General features: G+C 65.5%; 19 protein-coding genes and 1 pseudogene. 16 read left to right on the top strand and 4 right to left on the bottom strand.

The features are described from left to right. The 6 genes and pseudogenes from EN780_RS08940 to EN780_RS08915 all read left to right on the top strand — a co-directional run. Window positions 1-195: pseudogene (locus EN780_RS08940) on the top strand (rhizopine-binding protein); the annotation flags it as partial. A 168-nt stretch (window positions 196-363) separates the two neighbouring features. Continuing rightward, the gene (locus EN780_RS08935) at window positions 364-1,440 is read left to right on the top strand and encodes an ABC transporter permease (RefSeq protein ID WP_127283245.1); all 1,077 of its coding nucleotides are present in this window, start codon (window positions 364-366) and stop codon (window positions 1,438-1,440) included. Window positions 1,441-1,442: 2 nt separating this feature from the next. Further along, window positions 1,443-2,213: an ATP-binding cassette domain-containing protein gene (locus tag EN780_RS08930; protein WP_127283246.1), complete on the top strand. Its 771-nt coding sequence runs from the start codon at window positions 1,443-1,445 to the stop codon at window positions 2,211-2,213. 81 nt (window positions 2,214-2,294) lie between these two features. Beyond that, window positions 2,295-3,287 carry an inositol 2-dehydrogenase gene (gene iolG, locus EN780_RS08925; protein ID WP_128273244.1) on the top strand — a complete coding sequence of 331 codons (993 nt, stop codon included), beginning with the start codon at window positions 2,295-2,297 and terminating at the stop codon, window positions 3,285-3,287. Between the two features lie 31 nt (window positions 3,288-3,318). Next, on the top strand, window positions 3,319-4,113 hold the full coding sequence (locus tag EN780_RS08920) for an SDR family oxidoreductase (protein ID WP_128273242.1): 795 nt from the start codon (window positions 3,319-3,321) through the stop codon (window positions 4,111-4,113). A gap of 457 nt (window positions 4,114-4,570) precedes the next feature. Further along, window positions 4,571-5,662: a 3-deoxy-7-phosphoheptulonate synthase gene (locus EN780_RS08915; protein ID WP_128273240.1), complete on the top strand. Its 1,092-nt coding sequence runs from the start codon at window positions 4,571-4,573 to the stop codon at window positions 5,660-5,662. An 86-nt stretch (window positions 5,663-5,748) separates the two neighbouring features. On the opposite strand, the gene EN780_RS08910 is transcribed toward EN780_RS08915, so the two are convergent. Next, entirely contained in the window at window positions 5,749-6,384 is a 636-nt protein-coding gene (locus EN780_RS08910; RefSeq protein WP_128273238.1) for a LysE family translocator, read from the bottom strand. Between the two features lie 127 nt (window positions 6,385-6,511). On the opposite strand from EN780_RS08910, the gene EN780_RS08905 reads away from it, so the two are divergent. Beyond that, window positions 6,512-7,213, top strand: a complete 702-nt coding sequence (locus EN780_RS08905) for a YafY family protein (RefSeq protein WP_128273236.1) — start codon at window positions 6,512-6,514, stop codon at window positions 7,211-7,213. Between the two features lie 31 nt (window positions 7,214-7,244). Here the strand turns inward: EN780_RS08905 and EN780_RS08900 are convergent, their stop codons facing one another. Further along, window positions 7,245-8,354: a Gfo/Idh/MocA family oxidoreductase gene (locus EN780_RS08900; protein ID WP_128273234.1), complete on the bottom strand. Its 1,110-nt coding sequence runs from the start codon at window positions 8,352-8,354 to the stop codon at window positions 7,245-7,247. 159 nt (window positions 8,355-8,513) lie between these two features. Here EN780_RS08900 and EN780_RS08895 point away from each other — a divergent pair, with 159 nt between their 5' ends. From EN780_RS08895 to phnN, 9 genes are all read left to right on the top strand, one after another. Then, window positions 8,514-9,359, top strand: a complete 846-nt coding sequence (locus EN780_RS08895; RefSeq protein WP_189556464.1) for a MurR/RpiR family transcriptional regulator — start codon at window positions 8,514-8,516, stop codon at window positions 9,357-9,359. Between the two features lie 156 nt (window positions 9,360-9,515). After that, a complete protein-coding gene (gene iolC, locus EN780_RS08890; protein WP_128273229.1) occupies window positions 9,516-11,444 on the top strand; it encodes a 5-dehydro-2-deoxygluconokinase in 1,929 nt (642 codons plus the stop codon). Window positions 11,445-11,468: 24 nt separating this feature from the next. Then, the gene (iolD, locus tag EN780_RS08885; RefSeq protein ID WP_128273227.1) at window positions 11,469-13,313 is read left to right on the top strand and encodes a 3D-(3,5/4)-trihydroxycyclohexane-1,2-dione acylhydrolase (decyclizing); all 1,845 of its coding nucleotides are present in this window, start codon (window positions 11,469-11,471) and stop codon (window positions 13,311-13,313) included. Window positions 13,314-13,355: 42 nt separating this feature from the next. After that, window positions 13,356-14,270: a myo-inosose-2 dehydratase gene (iolE, locus tag EN780_RS08880; protein WP_127310437.1), complete on the top strand. Its 915-nt coding sequence runs from the start codon at window positions 13,356-13,358 to the stop codon at window positions 14,268-14,270. 66 nt (window positions 14,271-14,336) lie between these two features. Further along, complete coding sequence (locus EN780_RS08875; protein ID WP_128273225.1) at window positions 14,337-14,549, top strand: DUF3329 domain-containing protein; 213 nt, start codon at window positions 14,337-14,339, stop codon at window positions 14,547-14,549. Between the two features lie 14 nt (window positions 14,550-14,563). Next, complete coding sequence (gene iolB, locus EN780_RS08870) at window positions 14,564-15,376, top strand: 5-deoxy-glucuronate isomerase (RefSeq protein WP_127283258.1); 813 nt, start codon at window positions 14,564-14,566, stop codon at window positions 15,374-15,376. Window positions 15,377-15,525: 149 nt separating this feature from the next. Then, window positions 15,526-16,233, top strand: coding sequence for a DUF1045 domain-containing protein (locus EN780_RS08865; protein WP_128273223.1), 708 nt, complete (start codon window positions 15,526-15,528; stop codon window positions 16,231-16,233). 49 nt (window positions 16,234-16,282) lie between these two features. Beyond that, window positions 16,283-17,422, top strand: coding sequence for an alpha-D-ribose 1-methylphosphonate 5-triphosphate diphosphatase (locus tag EN780_RS08860; RefSeq protein ID WP_127283260.1), 1,140 nt, complete (start codon window positions 16,283-16,285; stop codon window positions 17,420-17,422). Continuing rightward, window positions 17,419-18,048, top strand: coding sequence for a phosphonate metabolism protein/1,5-bisphosphokinase (PRPP-forming) PhnN (gene phnN / locus EN780_RS08855; RefSeq protein WP_189556462.1), 630 nt, complete (start codon window positions 17,419-17,421; stop codon window positions 18,046-18,048). Before EN780_RS08860 ends, phnN begins: the two co-directional genes overlap by 4 nt. Window positions 18,049-18,364: 316 nt before the next feature. On the opposite strand, the gene EN780_RS08850 is transcribed toward phnN, so the two are convergent. After that, on the bottom strand, window positions 18,365-19,360 hold the full coding sequence (locus tag EN780_RS08850; protein WP_128273221.1) for an ABC transporter permease: 996 nt from the start codon (window positions 19,358-19,360) through the stop codon (window positions 18,365-18,367). Next, on the bottom strand, window positions 19,357-20,165 hold an 809-nt coding region (locus EN780_RS08845), incomplete at its 5' end, for an ATP-binding cassette domain-containing protein (RefSeq protein ID WP_133372590.1). The genes EN780_RS08845 and EN780_RS08850, both read right to left, overlap by 4 nt.

The raw sequence follows: 20,165 nt of genomic DNA, 5'->3' as shown, positions 1-20,165 counted from the left end.
ACCCAGGACGCGCTCGCCGCGATGCAGGCCGGCGATCTCGACGTGACGGTGTTCCAGGACGCCGCTGGCCAGGGCGCCGGCGCGCTCGATGCCGCGCTCAAGCTGTCCAAGGGCGAGAAGGTCGAGCACAAGGTCTATGTGCCGTTCCAGCTCGTCACGCCGGCCAACATCGACAAGTTCCTGAAGAAGAACTGAGGCTGGCCGTTCACTAGCGCAGTTCCAGGAAAAGCGTGAAACGGTTTTCCGCGCGGAATTGCGACAGAGAAATAGGGCGGCGCATCAGATCAGAACAACGGCGCCGCTCCTCGTTTCCTCCCGCCCGTGCGGGCGGGAGGGCGAACGCGGCCGACGGAGGAAAGAGACGTGGCACAGACATCCCATGGCGTCGGCGGGCTGACCTACGATGCGAAGAAGCGTGCATGGCCTGCCGAGTTCAACGTTTTCCTGGCGCTCGTCATCCTCGTCGGCGCTTTCGAGTTGATCGGCCGGGTCTTTCTCGGTGACAGCTTCCTGTTCAACACCCGCGACAATGTCGACGCCATCTTCAACGAGCAGCGCCTGCAGATCATCATCCTGCAGGTGTCGATCGTCGGCATCATCGCCATCGGCGTGACCCAGGTGATCATTTGCGGCGGCATCGACCTGTCGTCCGGTTCGGTCGTCGGCGCCACCGCGATGATCGCCATGAGCTTCGCCCAGGTGGCGACCGTCAACGGCAATCCCAACCCCAAGGCGATGTTCATCGACTATGGCTTGACCGACCTGCCGGTGATCGTGCCGGTGCTGGTCGCCATCGGCTGCGGCTTGATCGCCGGCCTGGTCAACGGCCTTCTGATCGCCTACACGCGCATCCCGCCCTTCATCGCCACGCTCGGCATGATGGTGACCGCGCGCGGCATCGCCAAATGGTGGTCCAAGGGCCAGCCGATCTCGTTTCCGACCGACAGCTTCGCGGCGATAGGCAAGGGCCTGATGCCGGTCATCATCTTCATCTCGCTGGCGATCCTGTTCCAGCTGATCCTGACCTACACCAAGTACGGCAAGCACTGCTATGCCATCGGCTCCAACGAGGATGCCGCGCGCATGTCGGGCATCAAGATCGCCAACCACAAGGTGCTGGTCTATGTCATCGCCAGCATCCTCGCCTCGCTCGCCGCCGTTGTGCTCTGCTCCAAGAACCTGACCGCCCAGGCCGGCATGGGCGTCATGTACGAGCTCGACGCCATCGCCATGGCGGTCATCGGCGGCGTCTCGCTGTCGGGCGGCCGCGGCTCGATCATCGGCACCGTCATCGGCTCGCTGATCTTCGGCGTCATCATCTCCGGCTTCACCTTCCTGCGCCTCGACGCCTACTACCAGGAGATGGTCAAGGGCGTGATCATCGTCGGCGCGGTGGTTCTCGATCAATGGCGCCAGCGTCGCCGCGCGATAGGAGCTTGACCATGTCGGACATCGTTCTCAAGACCGAAAACCTGACCAAGCGCTATGGCGGCGTGCATGCTCTCGAAGGCGCGAACTTCGAACTGCGCAAGGGCGAGCATGTCGCCATCATGGGCGACAACGGCGCCGGCAAGTCGACCTTCGTGCGCCAGATCACCGGCGTCGAGCAGCGGACCGACGGCAAGGTCTGGTTCGACGGCAAGGAGGTGAGCTTCGCCGGGCCGATCGAGGCGCGCGAGGCGGGCATCGAAACCGTGTTCCAGAACCTCGCGCTTGCCGACGATCTCGACGTGCCGTCCAACCTGTTCCTCGGCCGCGAGAAGGTGCTTTTCAATCTCGGCCCGTTCTCGATTCTGGATCGCAAGTACATGCGCAAGGCGACCGAGGCCGCACTGGTCCGCACCGCGGTCAAGATCCCGAACCTCTCCAGCACCATTCGCCACATGTCGGGCGGCCAGCGCCAGTGCGTCGCGATCGCCCGCACGGCGACCTTCGCCTCCAAGCTGATCATCATGGACGAGCCGACGGCGGCGCTCGGCGTGCAGGAGACGGCACAGGTCGAAAACATCATCCGCACGCTGAAGGAAAATGGCGAGCCGCTGATCCTGATCAGCCACAACATGCGCCAGGTGTTCGACCTGGTCGACCGTATCGTCGTCTTCCGGCGCGGCAAGATCGTCGCCAATTTGCGCAAGCAGGACACTGACGGCAACGACATTGTCGCCTATATCACCGGCGCCAAGACCGGACAGGCGGAGCTCCAGGCCGCCTGACGGCCGTCACGACGGGATCAACCAATCGTCCGCGCCAGACAGGCGCGGACATGTTTTAGAACCACCCTCAAAGGACAATTCATGACTATCCGCTTCGCACTTCTCGGCGCCGGCCGCATCGGCAAGGTCCACGCCCGCGCCGTCGGCTCTAATCCCGATGCAAAACTGGTTGCCGTGGCGGACGCCTTCGAGAAGGCGGCGAGCGACCTGGCCTCGGCCTATGGTGCCGAAGTGCGCAGCATCGAGGCCATCGAGAAGGCCAAGGACATCGACGCCGTCATCATCTGCACGCCGACCGACACCCATGCCGACCTCATCGAGCGCTTTGCCAAGGCCGGCAAGGCGATCTTCTGCGAGAAGCCGATCGATCTCGACGTCAAGCGCGTCGAGAAGTGCCTGGCCGTGGTCGAGAAGGCCGGCGCCACGCTGATGGTCGGCTTCAACCGCCGCTTCGACCCGCATTTCGCCGCCGTGCGCAAGGCGATCGACGACGGCGCCATCGGCACGGTGGAGATGGTCACCATCACCTCGCGCGACCCCGGCGCGCCGCCGCTCGATTACATCGCCCGCTCCGGCGGCATCTTCCGCGACATGACCATCCACGATTTCGACATGGCGCGCTTCCTGCTCGGCGAGGAGCCGGTGGCGGTCAGCGCACACGCTTCGGTGCTTGTGGACAAAAAAATCGGCGAGGCGGGCGATTTCGATTCGGTCAGCGTCATCCTCGAAACCGCGTCCGGCAAGCAGGCTGTCATCTCCAACTCGCGCCGCGCCACCTATGGCTACGACCAGCGCATCGAGGTGCACGGCTCGAAGGGCATGGTCGCCGCCGAGAACCAGCGGCCGGTGTCGATCGAGCTCGCCAACGACAAGGGCTACACCCGCCCGCCGCTGCACGACTTCTTCATGACCCGCTACCTCGACGCCTACGCCAACGAGATCGCCGCCTTCATCGGCGCGGCAACCAAGGGCAAGAAGGCGGCGCCAAGCGGAACGGACGGCCTTGTGGCGCTGAAGCTTGCGGACGCCGCCCTGAAGTCGGCGAAGACCGGCAAGACTGTTCGCGTCGACTGAGTTTTTTGAATTCGAACACAGGAGAACAGCGATGAGCGGTTTGGCCGGTCGCAATTCGGAAACGCGCGCCATCGTCACCGGCGGCGCGCAAGGCATCGGCTTCGCCGTCGCCGAGGCGCTGGCCGACGAGGGCTGCCGCGCGCTGGCGCTGGTCGGCCGCTCGCAGGAGAAGGGCGACAAGGCGGTCGCGGCGCTGAAGAAGGGCGGTGTCGACGCCATCTTCATCAGCGCCGACGTCGCCAAGGTCGCCGACTGCAAGCGCGCCGTCGACACGGCGATCGCGCATTTCGGCACGCTGAACGCGCTGGTCAACGCCGCCGCCACCTCGGCCCGCGGCTCGCTGATCGAAACGACAGAGGACGTCTTCGACCAGATCTTCGACACCAATGTGCGCGGCCCCTTCTTCCTGATGCAGGGCCTGGTCGCGCATCTTCTGGCCCGCAAGGCGCCGGGCTCGATCGTCAACGTGCTGTCGATGTCGGCGCATGCCGGCCAGTCCTTCCTGACGCCCTATTCGACCAGCAAGGGCGCGCTGATGACGCTGACCAAGAATGTCGCCAGCTCCTATCGGAGGAACCGCATCCGCTGCAACGCGGTGCTGCCTGGCTGGATGGACACCGAGGGCGAGGCGATCGTGCAGAAGAAGTGGCACGACGCCCCGGACGACTGGCTGGAAAAGGCCGAGGCCTCGCAGCCGATGGGCCAGCTGGTCAAGCCGGCGCAGCTTGCCCGGCTGATCACCTATATGCTCAGCCCGCAGGCCGGCGTGATGACCGGCTCGCTGGTCGACTACGACCAGAACATTGCTGGCGTGGTTGGCGAGTAGGGGCCGGCGCTGCGGCCAGCCCTTTCTCCCCGTCACTATACGGGGAGAAATGCCCGGCAGGGCAATGAGGGGCAGCGCTGACTTTGATAGCAATGGGTCCAAGCTTAGGTTGAAGGCCGATATCTCCGCCTGGCCTTTTCCTTCTGCCGTAGGCGCTGCCCCCCACCTGCCTGCCGGTATCCTCTCCCCGTATAGTGACGGGGAGAGGGGCGCCGTCATCAACGGTTTCGCCAATTGGCCCGCTACAACACGACACGTGACAAGCGCCTTCGCATCGACTATATGAGCCGCATGATCCACCTGACCGCCTCGTTTTGGTACTTTAGCTACGGTAGCTCGCTGGCGGCGGGAGGATTGCGCTCGATCTGAAGATTGCAGCATCAAAATCCGACAAGCCGCCAGACCTGGCGGCTTTTTTGTTTCAGCCGGCAGGTCTCCTAACCAGGAGCAGAAAGCCGTGTTGACCACCACAGACGACCTTCGGGTCACCGAACTCAAGGAACTGAGCACGCCGGAAGAGGTGATGCGCGAGATACCGCGCACGCTGACGGCGACGCGCACTGTTGCCACGTCACGCAATGCCATCCATTCGATCCTGACGGGCGCCGACGACCGGCTTTTGGTCATCGTCGGCCCCTGTTCGATCCACGATCCGGTCGCCGCAATGGACTACGCCAGCCGTCTGGCGGCGCTGCGCGAGGCCCTTGCAGACCGGCTCGAGATCGTCATGCGCGTCTATTTCGAGAAGCCGCGCACCACGGTCGGCTGGAAGGGGCTGATCAACGATCCCGACCTCGACGGCAGCTTCAACATCGACAAGGGGCTGCGCATGGCGCGCAACGTGCTGTCGGCCGTCAACAATCTCGGCCTGCCGGCGGCGACCGAGTTCCTCGACATGACGACGCCGCAATACATCGCCGACCTCGTCGCCTGGGGCGCCATCGGCGCGCGTACCACCGAGAGCCAGATCCATCGCGAGCTGGCCTCGGGCCTGTCCTGCCCGGTCGGCTTCAAGAACGGCACCGACGGCAATCTCCGCATCGCCGCCGAGGCGGTGAAGTCGGCCGCCCAGCCGCATCACTTCATGGCGGTGACCAAGGGCGGCCGCAGCGCGATCGCGGCGACCACCGGCAATGAGGACTGCCACGTCATCCTGCGCGGCGGCATCCAGCCAAACTACGACGCGGCTTGCGTCGCCGCCTCCGCTGCGGAGCTCGGCCGCATCGGGGTCGCGCCGCGGCTGATGATCGACGTCAGCCACGCCAACTCGAGCAAGAAGCCGGAGAACCAGCCGAAGGTGGCGGCCGACGTGGCGGGCCAGGTGGCAGCGGGCGACGAGCGCATCATCGGCGTCATGATCGAGAGCAATCTCGTCGCCGGCCGGCAGGACGTGGTGGCCGGCAAGCCGCTCACCTACGGCCAGAGCATCACCGATGGCTGCATCGACTGGGCGACCACCGAGACGGTGCTGCACGGCCTTGCCGGCGCGGTCGAATGGCGGCGGTCGGCACGCCGCGAAATGCTGGCGACCCGGCAGGGCGCGGCCTGACTTCCTTCTCCCCCGGTGGAAGAAGGTGGATCGGCGCGCAGCGCCGAGACGGGTGCTGGAAGGAACTCGGCGTGGGCCCTTGAGGCTCACGCCGCCCTCAAACCTTCCCAGGCGGTGAACACCGAGACCGCGAACAACAGCAGCCCCGCCGCCCGACCGGCAAGGACGGTCGCCCGTGGATTGGCGACCAGCAGCTGGCGGCTGCTGCCGGCGGTAACCGCGAGTCCGCCATAGATGGCGGCCTGCGTGGCGATCGTCATCAGCCCCATGACGGTCGCCTGCATCCAGATCGGGCCGTAATCCGGCTTCAGGAACTGCGGATAGACGGCGAGGATGAAGAGGTAGGCCTTCGGGTTGATCAGGCAGGTCATCAGCCCCTGGCGAAACGCCTTCCAGGCGGAACGGCTGCCGGAAGGCCCGTCCTGGCCGATGGTGATGGAGCTGCGCATCAGCGTGATGCCGATATAGGCCATGTAGGCGGCACCGGCGATCAGCAGTGGCGTGAACAGGATCGGTACGAAATGCATGAGCAGGCCGACGCCGATCGCGCCGTTCAGCGTGTGCACAATGCCGCCCAGCATGATGCCGCCCGTCGCGGCGAGACCTCTGTTGCTGCCGCCCGTCAGCGCATTGGCCAGCACGAACAGCATGTCCATGCCGGGCACGACGATGATGCCGAACAGCAGGATGAAGAAGAGCCAGAGATTTTGCGCGTAGACCATGTCAGTAGTCTGTTGCCTTCACCCGAAATGCCGCAGTGCAATGTGTTGATTTTCAAGCGGATAGGCCGTCCTATAGATCATCCCAACTGACGGGGGTGTGTCAGTTGCGTTCGGAGCCGTTGAGGAAATGCGCAAGGCGTCGCGCTTGTTCGAGATCATCCAGATCCTGCGGCTGGCCAGGCAGCCGGTGACGGCGGCCATGATTGCCGAACAGCTGGAAGTGACGGTGCGCTCGATCTATCGCGACATCGGGGCACTGCAGGCGATGCGCGTGCCGATCGAGGGCGGGCGCGGCATCGGCTACGTCCTGCGCCCGGGCTTCGACCTGCCGCCGCTGATGTTCTCGATCGAGGAGATGGAGGCGATCGTGCTGTCGCTGGCGCTGCTCGAGCGCACCGGCGACGACGAACTCAAGCAGGCCGCAAAACGCGTCGGCGCAAAGATCGCGGGTGCGGTGCCGCCGCCCTTGCGGCAGGCGCTCGACGCCAATGCCCTGCATGCCTGGGGTTTTGCCGCACCTTCGGCCTCGGCGGTCGATCTCGCCTTGGTGCGCCGCGCCATCCGCGACGAGGAGAAGCTCGACCTTTCCTATCGCGACGAAGCCGGCCGCGACACAAAGCGCCTCATCCGCCCGGTCGCGCTCATCTACTACGCCGAAACCGCCAACATCGTGGCCTGGTGCGAACTGCGCCAGGCCATCCGCAATTTCCGCAGCGACCGCATCGAGGACTGCCGGCTGGCGGGCCTATGGTTCAAGGGCGAAGGCGACCGGCTGCGGCAGGTCTGGGTGGACGGCTGGGAGATCAATAGCTCGGCTGCCGCCACCTGACGCTTTGCCGGCCTTGCGTTGGAAGCGGCTGTTACCGCACGTCCACCCAGCGCTGTTCCTGGAACGAGCGCGCCATCGCATGCACGGTGCGCTCGATCTCCAGCCCCTCGTCGAAATCGATGATCCGCGCCGGCTTGCCGGCGAGCCGCAGCATGAGCTCGCGGCATTCGATGATCTTGAGGTCGTTAAAGCCGAGGCCGTGGCCGGGCGCCGGCACGAAGGCGTCGTAGGGCTTGTGGTGCGGCGCCACCAGGATGGTGCGGTAGCCCTGCTCGGTCGGCCTGTCTGCCGTCAGGTAGAGCTGGAACTCGTTGAACCGTTCCTGGTCGTAGAGGATCGATCCCTTCGAGCCGAAGATCTGGATGGCGATGCGGCCCTTGCGGCCCCAGGCCGAGCGGTTGACCAGCAGCGTGCCGGCAATGCCGTTCTCGAGATGCATCAGCACGCTGGCGATGTCGTAGGTCTCGACCGCGCGGCGACCGCCGGTCGCGACCTTGCGATCGGCATAGGGCTTGGCCATGTCGCACATGACGCGGCCGACGCGGCCGAACAGCACCTTGATCAGCGACAGCGGGTGCACGGCGAAATCGTCGAGCGCGCCATAGCCCGATGCCGCCTCATGCTTCCAGAAGAACGGCGCCTCGGGGTCGGCCATGAAGTCCTCGTCCATCTCGATGCGCAGATGGTTGACCTCGCCGATGATCTTCTCCTCGAGCAGCGCGCCGATATGGCGGATGGCCGGGTTCTGGATGTAATTGTAGCCGAGCGCCGCCACCTTGCCGGATTTCTTCGCCGCCTTCGCCATCGCCTCGGCTTCCGCGAAGCCCGGCGCCATCGGTTTCTCGCACCAGAGATGCTTGCCGGCTTCGAGGATTGCGATGGCCATTTCCGGATGGAACTGGTTGGGCGTGGTCAGCGAGACGATCTCCACCTCCGGATCGTTGACCACGGCGCGCCAGTCGCCGGAACCCCTGGCGAAGCCGAATTCACCGGCCTTGCGCCTGGCAAGCTCGTCATTGACCTCGCCGAGATGCACCAGCCTGGGCTTGGCTACATCCGGGAAGACGGTGCCGACCGCGCTCCAGGCGATGGCGTGGCACTTGCCCATGAAACCCGTGCCGATGAGGCCCACTCCGACCATTTGGATGTCTCCATTGAAGGGGAACTGTAGCGTGTGGATGAATTAATCCATTTCCGCTCGGAATGGAACGTCCAAATCATTTTTTATGGTGTTCTTGCGCGAAGCCGCTATGATGAGGCAGGAGAGGGGACTACCATTATGGCCGTGGGCGGAGCGACGATGGACGAACGGGTTCCCCGCGATTTCGAGACGCTGCGCGCGACGATCCTGGAGCGGCGCCACAGCCTGCCCAAGCGCATCGCGCAGATCGCCGCCTATGCGCTCGACAATCCCGACGACATCGCTTTCGGCACCGCCGCCAGCATCGCCGCCTCGGCCGGCGTCCAGCCCTCGACGCTGATCCGCTTTGCCCAGCAACTCGGCTTCGACGGCTTCACCAGCCTGCAGCTTGTGTTCCGCGAGCGCCTGCGCGAGCGCAATTCCTCGTATGACGAGCGTCTGGCCGCGCTCCGTGCCAAGGCCGAGGAAGGCGCCGGCCATCGGGCGATCTTCGATGGTTTCGTCGCCGCCGCCAGCACCTCGCTGAGCGACATTTCACGCACGCTGAACGAACCGCATTTCGAGGAGGCGATCTCGCTGCTGGCCAAGGCCGAGACCATCTATGTGCTGGCCAAGCGCCGCTCCTATCCTGTCGCCTCCTACATCGCCTACGCGCTGAGCAAGCTCAAGATCCGCAACCAGCTGATCGAGTCGGCCGCCGGCCTCAATGCCGAGATGATCGGCTTTGCCACGCCGAGGGATGCCGTCATCGCCATCTCGTTTTCGCCCTATGCGCCGGCGACCATCGAGGAAACGCGCGCCATCTCCGAGCAGGGCGTGCCGATCGTCGCCATCACCGACTCATCGTTCTCGCCGCTCGCCCAGTTCGCCAAAGTCTGGTTCGAGGTCGCCGAGGCCGATTTCGCCGGCTTCCGCTCGCTGTCGGCGACCATGGCGCTGGCCATGGCGCTGACCGTCGCCGTCGGCGAGAAGCGGCGCGACACGGGCCGCAAGCGCAAGGGCTGAACGGCTCGGCCTGCAGTTTTTTTCGGCTAGGGAATGCTCATTCCATCTTGACTACAGATTGGAATTATTATTTCATAATCCCGGCATCACGCCGCCGCTCGCGCGTGTACCCCAAAATGGGGTTGCTCAACACAATAAGGCCGATGGGAGGTTCGAATGGGCGAAGCCGTGGAAGCGAAACCGCTCGACGTCATCACCATCGGCCGCGCTTCGGTCGACCTCTACGGCCAGCAGATCGGCTCGCGGCTGGAGGACATCACCTCCTTCGCCAAATCGGTCGGCGGCTGCCCGGCCAACATCTCCGTCGGCACGGCCAGGCTCGGCCTGCGTTCGGCGCTGCTCACCCGCGTCGGCGACGAGCAGATGGGCCGTTTCATCCGCGAGCAGCTCAAGCGTGAAGCCGTCTCGGTCGATGGCCTGAAGACCGACAAGGAGCGGCTGACCGCGCTGGTGCTGCTCTCCGTCGAGGACGAAGGCGTTTCGCCGATGATTTTTTACCGCTCCGACTGCGCCGACATGGCGCTGGCCGAGGAGGACATCGACGAGGCGTTCATTGCCTCGGCCCGCGCGGTCGTCGTCACCGGCACGCATTTCTCCCGCCCCAACAGCGACGCCGCGCAGCGCAAGGCGATCCGCATCATGAAGGCCAAGGGCGGCAAGGTGGTCTTCGACATCGACTACCGCCCCAACCTCTGGGGTCTTGCCGGCCATGCCGAGGGCTTCGAGCGCTATGTCAAATCCGACCGCGTCTCGGCCCAGCTGAAGACGGTGCTGCCCGATTGCGACCTAATCGTCGGCACCGAAGAGGAGATCATGATCGCCTCGGGCGCCGATGATTGCCTGAGCGCGCTGAAGACCATCCGCTCCCTGTCCTCCGCCACCATCGTGCTCAAGCGCGGCGCCATGGGCTGCATCGTCTATGACGGGCCGATCAGCGACGACCTCGAGGACGGCATTGTCGGCAAGGGCTTTCCGATCGAGGTCTACAACGTGCTTGGCGCCGGCGATGCCTTCATGTCCGGCTTCCTGCGCGGCTGGCTCGGCGACGAGAGCTTCGCCACGGCGGCGACCTGGGCCAATGCCTGCGGCGCCTTCGCCGTCTCGCGCCTGCTCTGCGCGCCGGAATATCCGACCTTCGAGGAATTGCAGTATTTCCTCAAGCACGGCAGCAAGCACCTTGCGCTGCGCAAGGACGAGGCGATCAACCACATCCATTGGGCGACGACGCGCCGGCGCGACATCCCCTCGCTGATGGCGCTCGCCTGCGACCACCGCGTCCAGCTCGAGGACGTCGCCGCCAAGACCGGTGCGGATGCCGCCCGCATCGAGGATTTCAAGGTGCTGACCGTCAAGGCGGCGGCCAGGGTCGCCGCCGGCCGCGCCGGTTACGGCATGCTGCTCGACGAGAAATATGGCCGCGACGCCATGTTCGAATTCGCCCGCCATCCGTTCGCCTGGCTTGGCCGCCCGGTCGAACTGCCGGGCTCGCGGCCGCTGCGCTTCGAATTCTCGCAGGACATCGGCTCGCAACTGATCGACTGGCCGGTCGAGCACTGCATCAAATGCCTGTGCTTCTACCACCCGGACGACCCCGAGGCGCTGAAGCTGGAGCAGCAGCAGAAGCTCAGGACCCTGTTCGAAGCCGCGCGGAAAGTGGGCAGGGAGCTTCTCGTCGAGATCATCGCCGGCAAGCACGGCAAGCTCGACGAAACCACCATCCCGCGCGCGCTGGAGGAACTCTATGCGCTGGGCATCAAGCCCGACTGGTGGAAGCTCGAGCCGCAGGCCTCGGCCAGCGCCTGGGCCAAGATCGAGGCGGTGATCGTCAAGAACGATCCATGGTGCCGCGGTGTCGTGCTGCTCGGGCTCGAGGCGCCGCAGGACGAGCTGGAAGCGGCCTTTGCCGCGACGGCCAATGCGCCCGTCGTCAAGGGCTTCGCCGTCGGTCGCACCATCTTCATCAACGCCGCCGAACAATGGCTGGCCGGCAGGATGTCGGATGAAGAGGCGGTCGCCGACATGGCGTCGCGCTTCGAGCAACTGACCGAGGCATGGCTTGCCGCGCGCGGCCGCAAGGCGGCATAACAGACGGAAGCCGGAGGAAACGACATGACGAAGACCGTACGCCTGACCATGGCGCAGGCTGTGACCCGCTTCCTGTCGCGCCAGATGACTGAGATCGACGGCAGACGCGTGCCCATCTTCGGCGGCGTCTGGGCGATCTTCGGCCATGGCAATGTCGCCGGCGTGGGCGAGGCGCTCTACCAGGTGCGCGACGAATTGCCGACCTTCCGCGCCCATAATGAGCAGGCGATGGCGCATGCGGCGATTGCCTATGCCAAGGCCAATTTCCGCCGCCGCTTCATGGCGGCGACCAGCTCGATCGGACCGGGCGCGCTGAACATGGTGACGGCGGCAGCCCTGGCACACGTAAACCGGTTGCCTGTCCTGTTTTTGCCGGGCGATGTGTTCGCCAACCGCTTGCCCGATCCGGTGCTGCAGCAGGCCGAGGACTTTTCCGACGGCACCGCGAGCGTCAACGACTGCTTCCGCGCCGTGTCGCGCTATTTCGACCGCATCACACGGCCGGAGCAGATCATCCCGGCGCTCAACCGCGCCATGCAGGTGCTGACCGATCCGGCCGAATGCGGCCCGGTCACGCTGTCGCTCTGCCAGGACGTGCAGGCCGAGGCTTATGACTACCCCGAAAGCCTGTTTGCCGAGCGCCTCTGGATGCCGCGCCGGGTTCGTCCGGACCGCAACGAACTGGCGGCCGCCGTCGCGGCGCTGAAGGGCGCCAAAAGGCCGCTGGTGATCGCCGGCGGCGGCGTCCTCTATTCGCAGGCTTCGGGCGAACTGGCCAAGCTGGTGCAGGGCTCCGGCATTCCCGCCTGCGAGACGCAGGGCGGCAAGTCTTCGCTCCCCGATGACCATCCGCTCAACATGGCGGCCGTCGGCGTCACCGGCACGTCCGCCGCCAACCGGCTGGCCGAGGAGGCCGATGTCGTGCTCGCCGTCGGCACCAGGCTGCAGGATTTCACCACCGGCTCATGGGCGCTGTTCAAGAATGCCGGCCGCACCATCATCGGGCTGAACACCCAAGGTTTCGATGCCGGCAAGCACTGGGCGCTGCCGTTGGTCGCCGACGCGGCCGAAGGGCTGGCCGAACTGTCCGCTGCCTTGAAGGGCTGGAAGGCGCCGTCCGCCTGGACCGACAATGCGCTGAAGGGCAAGACGGAGTGGCAGGCTGCCGCCGCCAAGGTCACGGCCTCGACCAATGCCGCCTATCCATCCGACGCGCAGGTGATCGGCGCCGTGCAGCGCGCCATGGGCTCGGGCGTCACCTTGCTGCATGCCGCCGGCGGTCTGCCCGGCGAATTGCACAAGCTCTGGCAGGCCGGCGCGCCCGGCTCCTACCATGCCGAATACGGCTTCTCGACCATGGGTTACGAGATCGCCGGCGGTCTCGGCGTCAAGATGGCCAAGCCCGATCAGGAGGTCGTCGTCATGGTCGGCGACGGCTCCTACCTGATGCTCAATTCCGAGATCGCCACATCGGTGATGCTGGGGCTGAAACTCACCATCGTGCTGCTCGACAACCGCGGCTATGGCTGCATCAACCGGCTGCAGATGGCGACCGGCGGCGCCAACTTCAACAATCTCCTGAAGGACTCCCGCCACGAGGTCATGCCCGATGTCGACTTCGCCGCCCATGCGGCAAGCCTCGGCGCGACGGCCGAGAAGGTGGCCTCGATCGCCGAGCTGGAGACGGCGCTCGCCAGGGCCAAGGGCAACAGCAAGACCACCGTGCTGGTCATCGACACCGATCCGCTGGTCTCGACCGAGGCCGGCGGCCACTGGTGGGACGTCGCCGTGCCGGAAGTCTCCGTGCGACGCGAAGTCAACGCCGCACGCAAGAAATATGAGGAAGCCGTCGGCAGCCGGCAGGGCTGAGCCCGCGTCCGCCTCGCAACGAACTGACATTGGAGTGACGACTTGAAAGCCAAACTGGGCATGTCCCCCATCGCGTGGTGGAACGACGATCTGGTGGAATTGAGCGATGACGTGTCGCTGGAGGAGTGTCTGCGCCAGTCGCGCTCGGCCGGCTTCACCGGCATGGAAAAGGGCCGGCGCTTTCCCGACGATCCCAAAGTAATGCTGCCGATCCTGAAGGCAGCCGACGTCACGCTCTGCGGCGGCTGGTTCTCCGGCACGCTGGTCGACGAGGAGATGGCCAGGAATAAGGACCGCATCCAGCCGATGATCGACCTGTTCAAGGCGGTCAACGCGCCCTGCATCGTCTATGGCGAGGTCGGCCGCTCCATCCAGGGTGACCGTTCGAAGCCGCTCGCCACCAAGCCGAAGCTCTCCGGCGACGAAATGAAGGCCTATGGCAGGCGCCTGACCGAATTCGGCGAATGGTGCGCCGAGCAGGGCATGCCGCTGTCCTACCACCACCACATGGCGGCGGTCGTCGAGACCGAGCCGGAGCTTGACGCCTTCATGCGCCACTCCGGCGAAGGCATTCCGCTGCTGCTCGACGCCGGCCATCTCGCCTTCGCCGGCGGCGACGTGCTGCGCGCCATCGACAACCACCACAAGCGCATCAACCACGTCCATGTGAAGGACGTGCGCATGGGAGTGATCGATAAACTCGACCGCACCAGGCAGTCCTTCCTCGATGCCGTGGCGCTCGGCGCCTTCACCGTGCCTGGCGACGGGTCGTTGGATTTCGGCGCCATTGTGCAGCGGTTCGCCGACCATGGCTATGAAGGCTGGTTCGTCGTCGAGGCCGAGCAGGATCCGAAGCCAAACCCTCCGCTCAGGATGGCCCAGGTCGGCTACAAGGAGCTGATGCGGGTGATGAGCGCCGCCGGCTACACGGTGGAGACGCAGGGTTTTCCGGCCTGAACGGTGGATTAGTCAGGGCGCTCGGTCTATCTGATGCGCTTTGGCTAAATCCGGGATTGGCGCGCGATGAAAGACTATGAGCACCCGTTTTTCCGGCCGCTGTGGCGGCGCATCGCCGTGGTGGCTGTCTGCCTGGCCTGGTCGGTGATCGAGTTCGCTTCCGGCACGCCTTTCTGGGGCGTCATCGCGCTCGGCTTCGCCGGCTATGCCGTCTGGCAGTTCTTCTATCTCTACAAGCCGGCCGAAGAGGCCAAGCCTCCGGCCGAACCGAAGGACTGATTGAGGAGACAAAAATGTCCAAACTGCTCGTCAAGGCCGACAGGGGCCACGGCCGCGTCGCCCACGTCACGCCGCAAAGCGCCGGCTGGACCTATGTCGGCTTCGATCTTCATCGGCTGAAAGCGGGCGAGACGGCTTCGGGTGAAACGGCCGACCGCGAGGTCTGCCTGGTCTTCGTCACCGGCAAGGGCAAGGCGTCCGCCGCCGGCACGGATCTCGGCCTGCTCGGCGAGCGCATGTCGCCCTTCGAGGGCAAGCCCTGGTCGGTCTACGTGCCCGAGGGGTCCAACTGGTCGGTGACCGCCGACACCGAGCTGGAACTCGCCGTCTGCTCGGCGCCCGGCCTGGGCGGCGGCCTGCCGGCCCGCGTCATCGCTCCGCGGGATCTCGGCCAGGAGGTGCGCGGCAAGGGCACCAACACGCGCTACGTCACCAACATTCTGCCCGAAGGCAAGCCGGCCGACTCGCTGCTGGTGGTCGAGGTCATCACGCCGGGCGGTCACACCTCCAGCTATCCGCCGCACAAGCACGACCGGGACAATCTCCCCGCAGAGTCCTATCTCGAGGAGACCTACTACCACCGCCTCAACCCGCCGCAGGGCTTTGCCTTCCAGCGCGTCTATACCGACGCCGGCAGGAATGGCGAGCGCGAGCTGGACGAGGCGATGGCGATCGAGGACGGCGATGTGGTGCTGGTGCCGAAGGGCTACCACCCATGCGCCGCCTGCCATGGCTACGATCTCTACTATCTCAACGTCATGGCCGGGCCGAAGCGCACCTGGAAGTTCCACAACGCGCCCGAGCACGAATGGCTGATGAAGGCCTGAGCCTCCTGCATTGCGCTGAAGCCATTGGTCCAGCACGGAAAAATCGTCGGCTAAGGACCTGCCTGGCCGATTTGCCATCGAAAACCATCGTAAGCTTCGTCAATCCGTCATGGAAATCACCTATGGCAACGGTCTGACGAGGACTTCTTATGCGCTACGCCATCTATTTCACCCCAAGCCAGGACGAGCCGCTGGCGCGCATCGCCGCCAATTGGCTGGGCCGCGACCCGTTCGGCGCCGCCACCCGGCCGGTCGAGGCCGTGGGTGAGCTGTCGGCGGCCGAAGTAGCCTTCCATACCGCCTCGGCCCGCCGCTACGGCTTTCACGCGACGCTGAAGGCGCCCTTCAGGTTGGCTGAGAACGAGACGGAAGTCACGCTGCGCGCGGCGCTCGACAGCTTCGCCGAGGCGGCCCAGCCGGTTACCATCCCGCGCCTGATCGTCGGCCAGATCGACGGTTTCTTCGCGCTGGTGCCGGAATCGCCGGTGCCGGCGCTCAACCGCTTCGCCGGCGATGTGGTGCTCGCCTTCGACCGCTTCCGCGCGCCGCTGACCGAGGCCGAGATCGAGCGCCGCAGCCCAGATTCGCTGAAGCCGGACGAGTTCCGCAACCTCTGCCAATGGGGCTACCCTTACGTCTTCGAGACCTTCCGCTTTCATATGACACTGTCCGGCCGTGTCGCGTCACAGGAAAGCCCTCGTCTGCGCGCAGCAATCGACAGCCTGTTCACGGAAGTGCTGCTGCGGCCGGTGCCGGTCGATGCGCTGACGCTGTTCGTCGAAACCGAACCGGGCGCCCCGTTCATGGTGCTGTCCCACCACGCGCTAGGACGCCGCCCGGCCCGGAAAACTGCCTGAGACCAAACGGCTTGAGACCAAACTGCCTGATTACCAAGGACGATTTGAAATGACCGCCGAGACCGTTCTCACCAATGCCCGCATCGTGCTTGCCGACGAGATCGTCGAGGGCTCGCTGGTGCTGCGTGACGGCCTGATCGCAGCCATCGACCCGGGCGCTGCCCGCGCCGGCGAGGACATGGGCGGCGACTACATCATCCCCGGCCTGGTGGAACTGCACACCGACCATCTCGAAGGCCACTACGCGCCGCGCCCTAAGGTGCGCTGGAACCCGATTGCCGCCGTGCTTGCCCATGACGCGCAGGTGGCGACCGCCGGCATCACCACCGTGCTCGATGCCTTGCGCGTCGGCATGGACGAGGACGCCGACCTCACCTCCGCCGACATCCGCAAGCTGGCCGACGCCATTGAGGACAGCGTCGCGCAGGAGCGGCTCAGGGCCGACCATTTCATCCATCTGCGCTGCGAGGTATCGGCGCCGGACTGCCTGAAGGCCTTCGCCAATTTCGAGACCGACGAGCGGGTGAAGCTGGCGTCGCTGATGGACCATGCGCCGGGACAGCGCCAGTTCGTCAATCTCGAAACCTATGCCTATTACTACCAGCGCAAGCTGAAGCTCTCGGATCGTGACTTCCAGAAATTCTGCGAGAAGCGCATGGCGGAATCGGCGATGAATTCCGGTCCGAACCGCATCTTCATTTCCGCCGCCTGCCACGAACGCGGCATTGTGCTGGCCAGCCATGACGACGCCACCGCCGGCCATGTCGAGGAAGCGATCGAGCAGGGCGTGCGCGTCGCCGAGTTCCCGACCACCGAGGAAGCGGCGCGGGCCTCCAAGGCGGCCGGCCTCGGCGTGCTGATGGGTGCGCCCAACGTCATGCGCGGCGCCTCGCATTCCGGCAACGTCTCGGCCCGCACGCTGGCCGGCGAGGGCCTGCTCGACATCTTGTCGTCCGACTACATTCCCTTCAGCCTGATCCAGTCGGCATTCTTCCTTGGCGATATGGTCGAGGGCATTTCCCTGCCGCAGGCGGTGGCGATGGTCTCGAAGAACCCGGCCGAGGCGGTCGGTCTCAGTGACCGCGGCGTGATCGAGGAGGGCCGGCGCGCCGATCTGGTGCGCGTGCGCGTCGACGACCATGTGCCGGTCGTGCGCACCGTCTGGCGCCAGGGGCGCCGGGTCGCATGATGGTCTCGGCCCTGCTCGAACGCGAACTGTCGGCCGAGAAATTTCCGATCCGCAACGGCGTCTTCGTCGCCGTGGTCGGTCCGAGCGGCGCCGGCAAGGACACGGTGATCGGCTATGTAAAGGGCCGCTTCGCCGACGAGACGCGGCTCGAATTCGTGCGCCGCGTCATCACCCGCCCGAGCGACGCGGCAAGCGAGGACCACGATACGCTGGCCGATGCCGCCTTCGCCGAGGCCGAGGCCGACGGCGCCTTCGCCTTGTGCTGGGATGCCCACGGCCTGCGCTATGGCCTGCCCGCCGATGTCGACTGGGCGGTCGCCAACGGTCATGTCGCCGTCGCCAACGTCTCGCGGTCTGTTATTCCGGCGCTGCGCGAGCGTTACGCCAATCTGGCGGTGGTCGAGGTCACCGCGACGCCGGAAATCCTCGCCGAGCGGCTGGCAGCCCGCGGCCGCGAATCGCGCGGCGAAGTGCTCGCGCGTTTGGCGCGCAGCGCCAGCATCGCACTCTCCGGACCGGACGTCACCTCGATCGACAACAGCGGCGCCAGGGACATCGCCGGCGAGCGCTTCGCCGAGGTGCTGCGCAAGGCGATGGCGTTTTCGGATTTGTCCAGCATGATCTGAGGTGAATTGATTCAGGTGATGCCGGCTTGCATGTGAGAGGTTGAGCCGAGACTTGTTGATGTCGGCGCCGCCCCTCATTGCCCTGCCGGGCATTTCTCCCCGTATAGTGACGGGGAGAAAGGGCTGACCGCAGCCTCGGCGCCTTTCTAGCAACATTCGAAATTGGCGAAATCATCGAAGAGAGCGCCCCTCTCCCCGTCACTATACGGGGAGAGGATGCCGGCAGGCAGGTGAGGGGCAGCGCCAACGTCCGAAAAAAGGTGGCAGCACGCGAAGTTGAAACTGCCCGCTGCCTGCCGAGCTCGAACGAAGGAAGCTACTCCGCCGGTGCGCCGGCGACGTTCCTGCGCGTCGCGTCGATCATCTGCCGCCGCGCCCGGAACAGGCCCCATTGCTGGTCGACGAGCACGCCGATCAGGATCACCCCGCCCATCACGGCGAAGTTCAGCGAGGACGGGATGCCGAGCAGGTTGACGAGGTTCTGCAGCTCCTGCAGCAGCACCGTGCCGAGGATGACGCCGATCAGCGAGCCTTCGCCGCCGCGCAGCGAGAAGCCGCCGAGCACGGCGGCGGCAATGGCATAGAGCTCGTAGAACTGGCCGTGGCTCGCCGGCGAGATCGAGCGCGTGTACATGGCGAAGTAGATCGCCGACAGCGCCGTCAGCACGCCGCAGATGACGTAGGCCGCCATGACGATGCGGCCCGTGCGAATGCCCGAATATTTCGCCGCTTCCTCGTTCTTGCCGATGGCGTAGAGATAGCGCCCGAACACCGAGCGGTGCAGCACCACCCACATGACGATGGCGATGATGATCAGCGCGATGAAGCTGTTCGGCACGCCGTAGCTGCGTCCGGCGGTGAGGAATTCGAGGTCCGGGAAATTCTGGCCGAAGGCGAAGCCCGCCGTGCCGTCGGCGGTGTAGAAGCGCGCCACGCCGCGGTAGATGAGCAAGCCGCACAGCGTCACCACGAAAGGCTGCAGCTTCAGCCGCGTGATCAGCCAGCCATGCACCAGGCCGATGATCGCGCCGAGCGCGATGATCAGCACGAAGGCCAGCGGCCAGTCCAACTCGCGCACGGCGATGAAGTCGATGAACAGCGTGCCGAGCAGCGCGACCACCGACCCGACCGAGAGCTCGATGCCGCCGGTGATGATGACGAAGGCCTGGCCGATCGACAGGATGCCGAACAGGCCGATCAGGTTGGAGGTGTTGGCAAGATTGATCGGCAACAGGAAGCGCGGGTTGATGGCCGTCACCACCGCGCCGACCACCAGGATCAGCACCAGCAGGCCGAGATCTTTCTTGCTCATTGCGCTCCTCCCACCGCCTGGGCCGGCAGCGGCTTCTTGCCCACCGCCAGCCGAAGCACGTTCTCCTGGCTGAAGTCGTCCTTCTCGAGGATGCCGGATATCTGCCCCTCATGCATGACCGCGATGCGGTCCGACACCCCGATCACTTCTTCCATATCGCTGGAGATCATCAGCACCGCGACGCCGGCATCGGCCAGCGCCCGCATCAGCCCGTAGATCTCGGCCTTGGCGCCGATGTCGATGCCGCGCGTCGGCTCGTCGAGGATCATCACCTTGGGGTTCATCGCCAGCCATTTGGCCAGCACCACCTTCTGCTGGTTGCCGCCCGACAGCGTGCCGGTGCGGGTCGCGACCGACGGCGCCTTGATGCCGAGATTGCTCTTCTGCTTCTCGGCGGTGGCGATCTCGGCGCTGGTCGACACCAGCTGATGCTTCGCATGCGCCGGCAGGTTGGGCAGCGAGATGTTCTCGGCGATCGAGAGGTCGAGCAGGATGCCGGTCAGCTTGCGGTCCTCCGGCACCAGGAAGATGCCGCTCGCGACAGCGTCGGCGGCGGACCCGAGCTTCAGCGTCTTGCCATCCAGCGTCACGCTGCCGCCGAAGCGCTCGTCGATGCCGAACAGCACCCGCGCCAGCTCGGTGCGGCCGGAACCGACCAACCCGGCAAAACCGAGGATTTCGCCGTGGCGGACGTCCAGATCGACCGGGCGTTCCGGATAGGCGCTGGTGCGCACGGCCCTGGCCGAGAGCGCCGTGCCGCCCGGCGCATGCGCGGAATCCGAGACCCGCTCGCGTGCCTTCAGCA

Origin of the sequence: Mesorhizobium sp. M4B.F.Ca.ET.089.01.1.1, from assembly GCF_004022605.1 — a bacterium.
Classification (GTDB): Bacteria; Pseudomonadota; Alphaproteobacteria; order Rhizobiales; family Rhizobiaceae; genus Mesorhizobium; species Mesorhizobium abyssinicae.
This window is presented reverse-complemented; position numbering and strand designations above follow the sequence as displayed.

Bases quoted from the DNA above. Each gene is read 5' to 3' on its own strand.
- EN780_RS08930 (WP_127283246.1), top strand. From the start codon at position 1,443: ATGTCGGACATCGTTCTCAAGACCGAAAACCTGACCAAGCGCTATGGC.
- iolG (WP_128273244.1), top strand. From the start codon at position 2,295: ATGACTATCCGCTTCGCACTTCTCGGCGCCGGCCGCATCGGCAAGGTC.
- EN780_RS08920 (WP_128273242.1), top strand. From the start codon at position 3,319: ATGAGCGGTTTGGCCGGTCGCAATTCGGAAACGCGCGCCATCGTCACC.
- EN780_RS08910 (WP_128273238.1), bottom strand. From the start codon at position 6,384: ATGGTCTACGCGCAAAATCTCTGGCTCTTCTTCATCCTGCTGTTCGGC.
- EN780_RS08905 (WP_128273236.1), top strand. From the start codon at position 6,512: ATGCGCAAGGCGTCGCGCTTGTTCGAGATCATCCAGATCCTGCGGCTG.
- EN780_RS08900 (WP_128273234.1), bottom strand. From the start codon at position 8,354: ATGGTCGGAGTGGGCCTCATCGGCACGGGTTTCATGGGCAAGTGCCAC.
- EN780_RS08895 (WP_189556464.1), top strand. From the start codon at position 8,514: ATGGACGAACGGGTTCCCCGCGATTTCGAGACGCTGCGCGCGACGATC.
- iolC (WP_128273229.1), top strand. From the start codon at position 9,516: ATGGGCGAAGCCGTGGAAGCGAAACCGCTCGACGTCATCACCATCGGC.
- iolD (WP_128273227.1), top strand. From the start codon at position 11,469: ATGACGAAGACCGTACGCCTGACCATGGCGCAGGCTGTGACCCGCTTC.
- EN780_RS08875 (WP_128273225.1), top strand. From the start codon at position 14,337: ATGAAAGACTATGAGCACCCGTTTTTCCGGCCGCTGTGGCGGCGCATC.
- iolB (WP_127283258.1), top strand. From the start codon at position 14,564: ATGTCCAAACTGCTCGTCAAGGCCGACAGGGGCCACGGCCGCGTCGCC.
- EN780_RS08865 (WP_128273223.1), top strand. From the start codon at position 15,526: ATGCGCTACGCCATCTATTTCACCCCAAGCCAGGACGAGCCGCTGGCG.
- EN780_RS08860 (WP_127283260.1), top strand. From the start codon at position 16,283: ATGACCGCCGAGACCGTTCTCACCAATGCCCGCATCGTGCTTGCCGAC.
- phnN (WP_189556462.1), top strand. From the start codon at position 17,419: ATGATGGTCTCGGCCCTGCTCGAACGCGAACTGTCGGCCGAGAAATTT.
- EN780_RS08850 (WP_128273221.1), bottom strand. From the start codon at position 19,360: ATGAGCAAGAAAGATCTCGGCCTGCTGGTGCTGATCCTGGTGGTCGGC.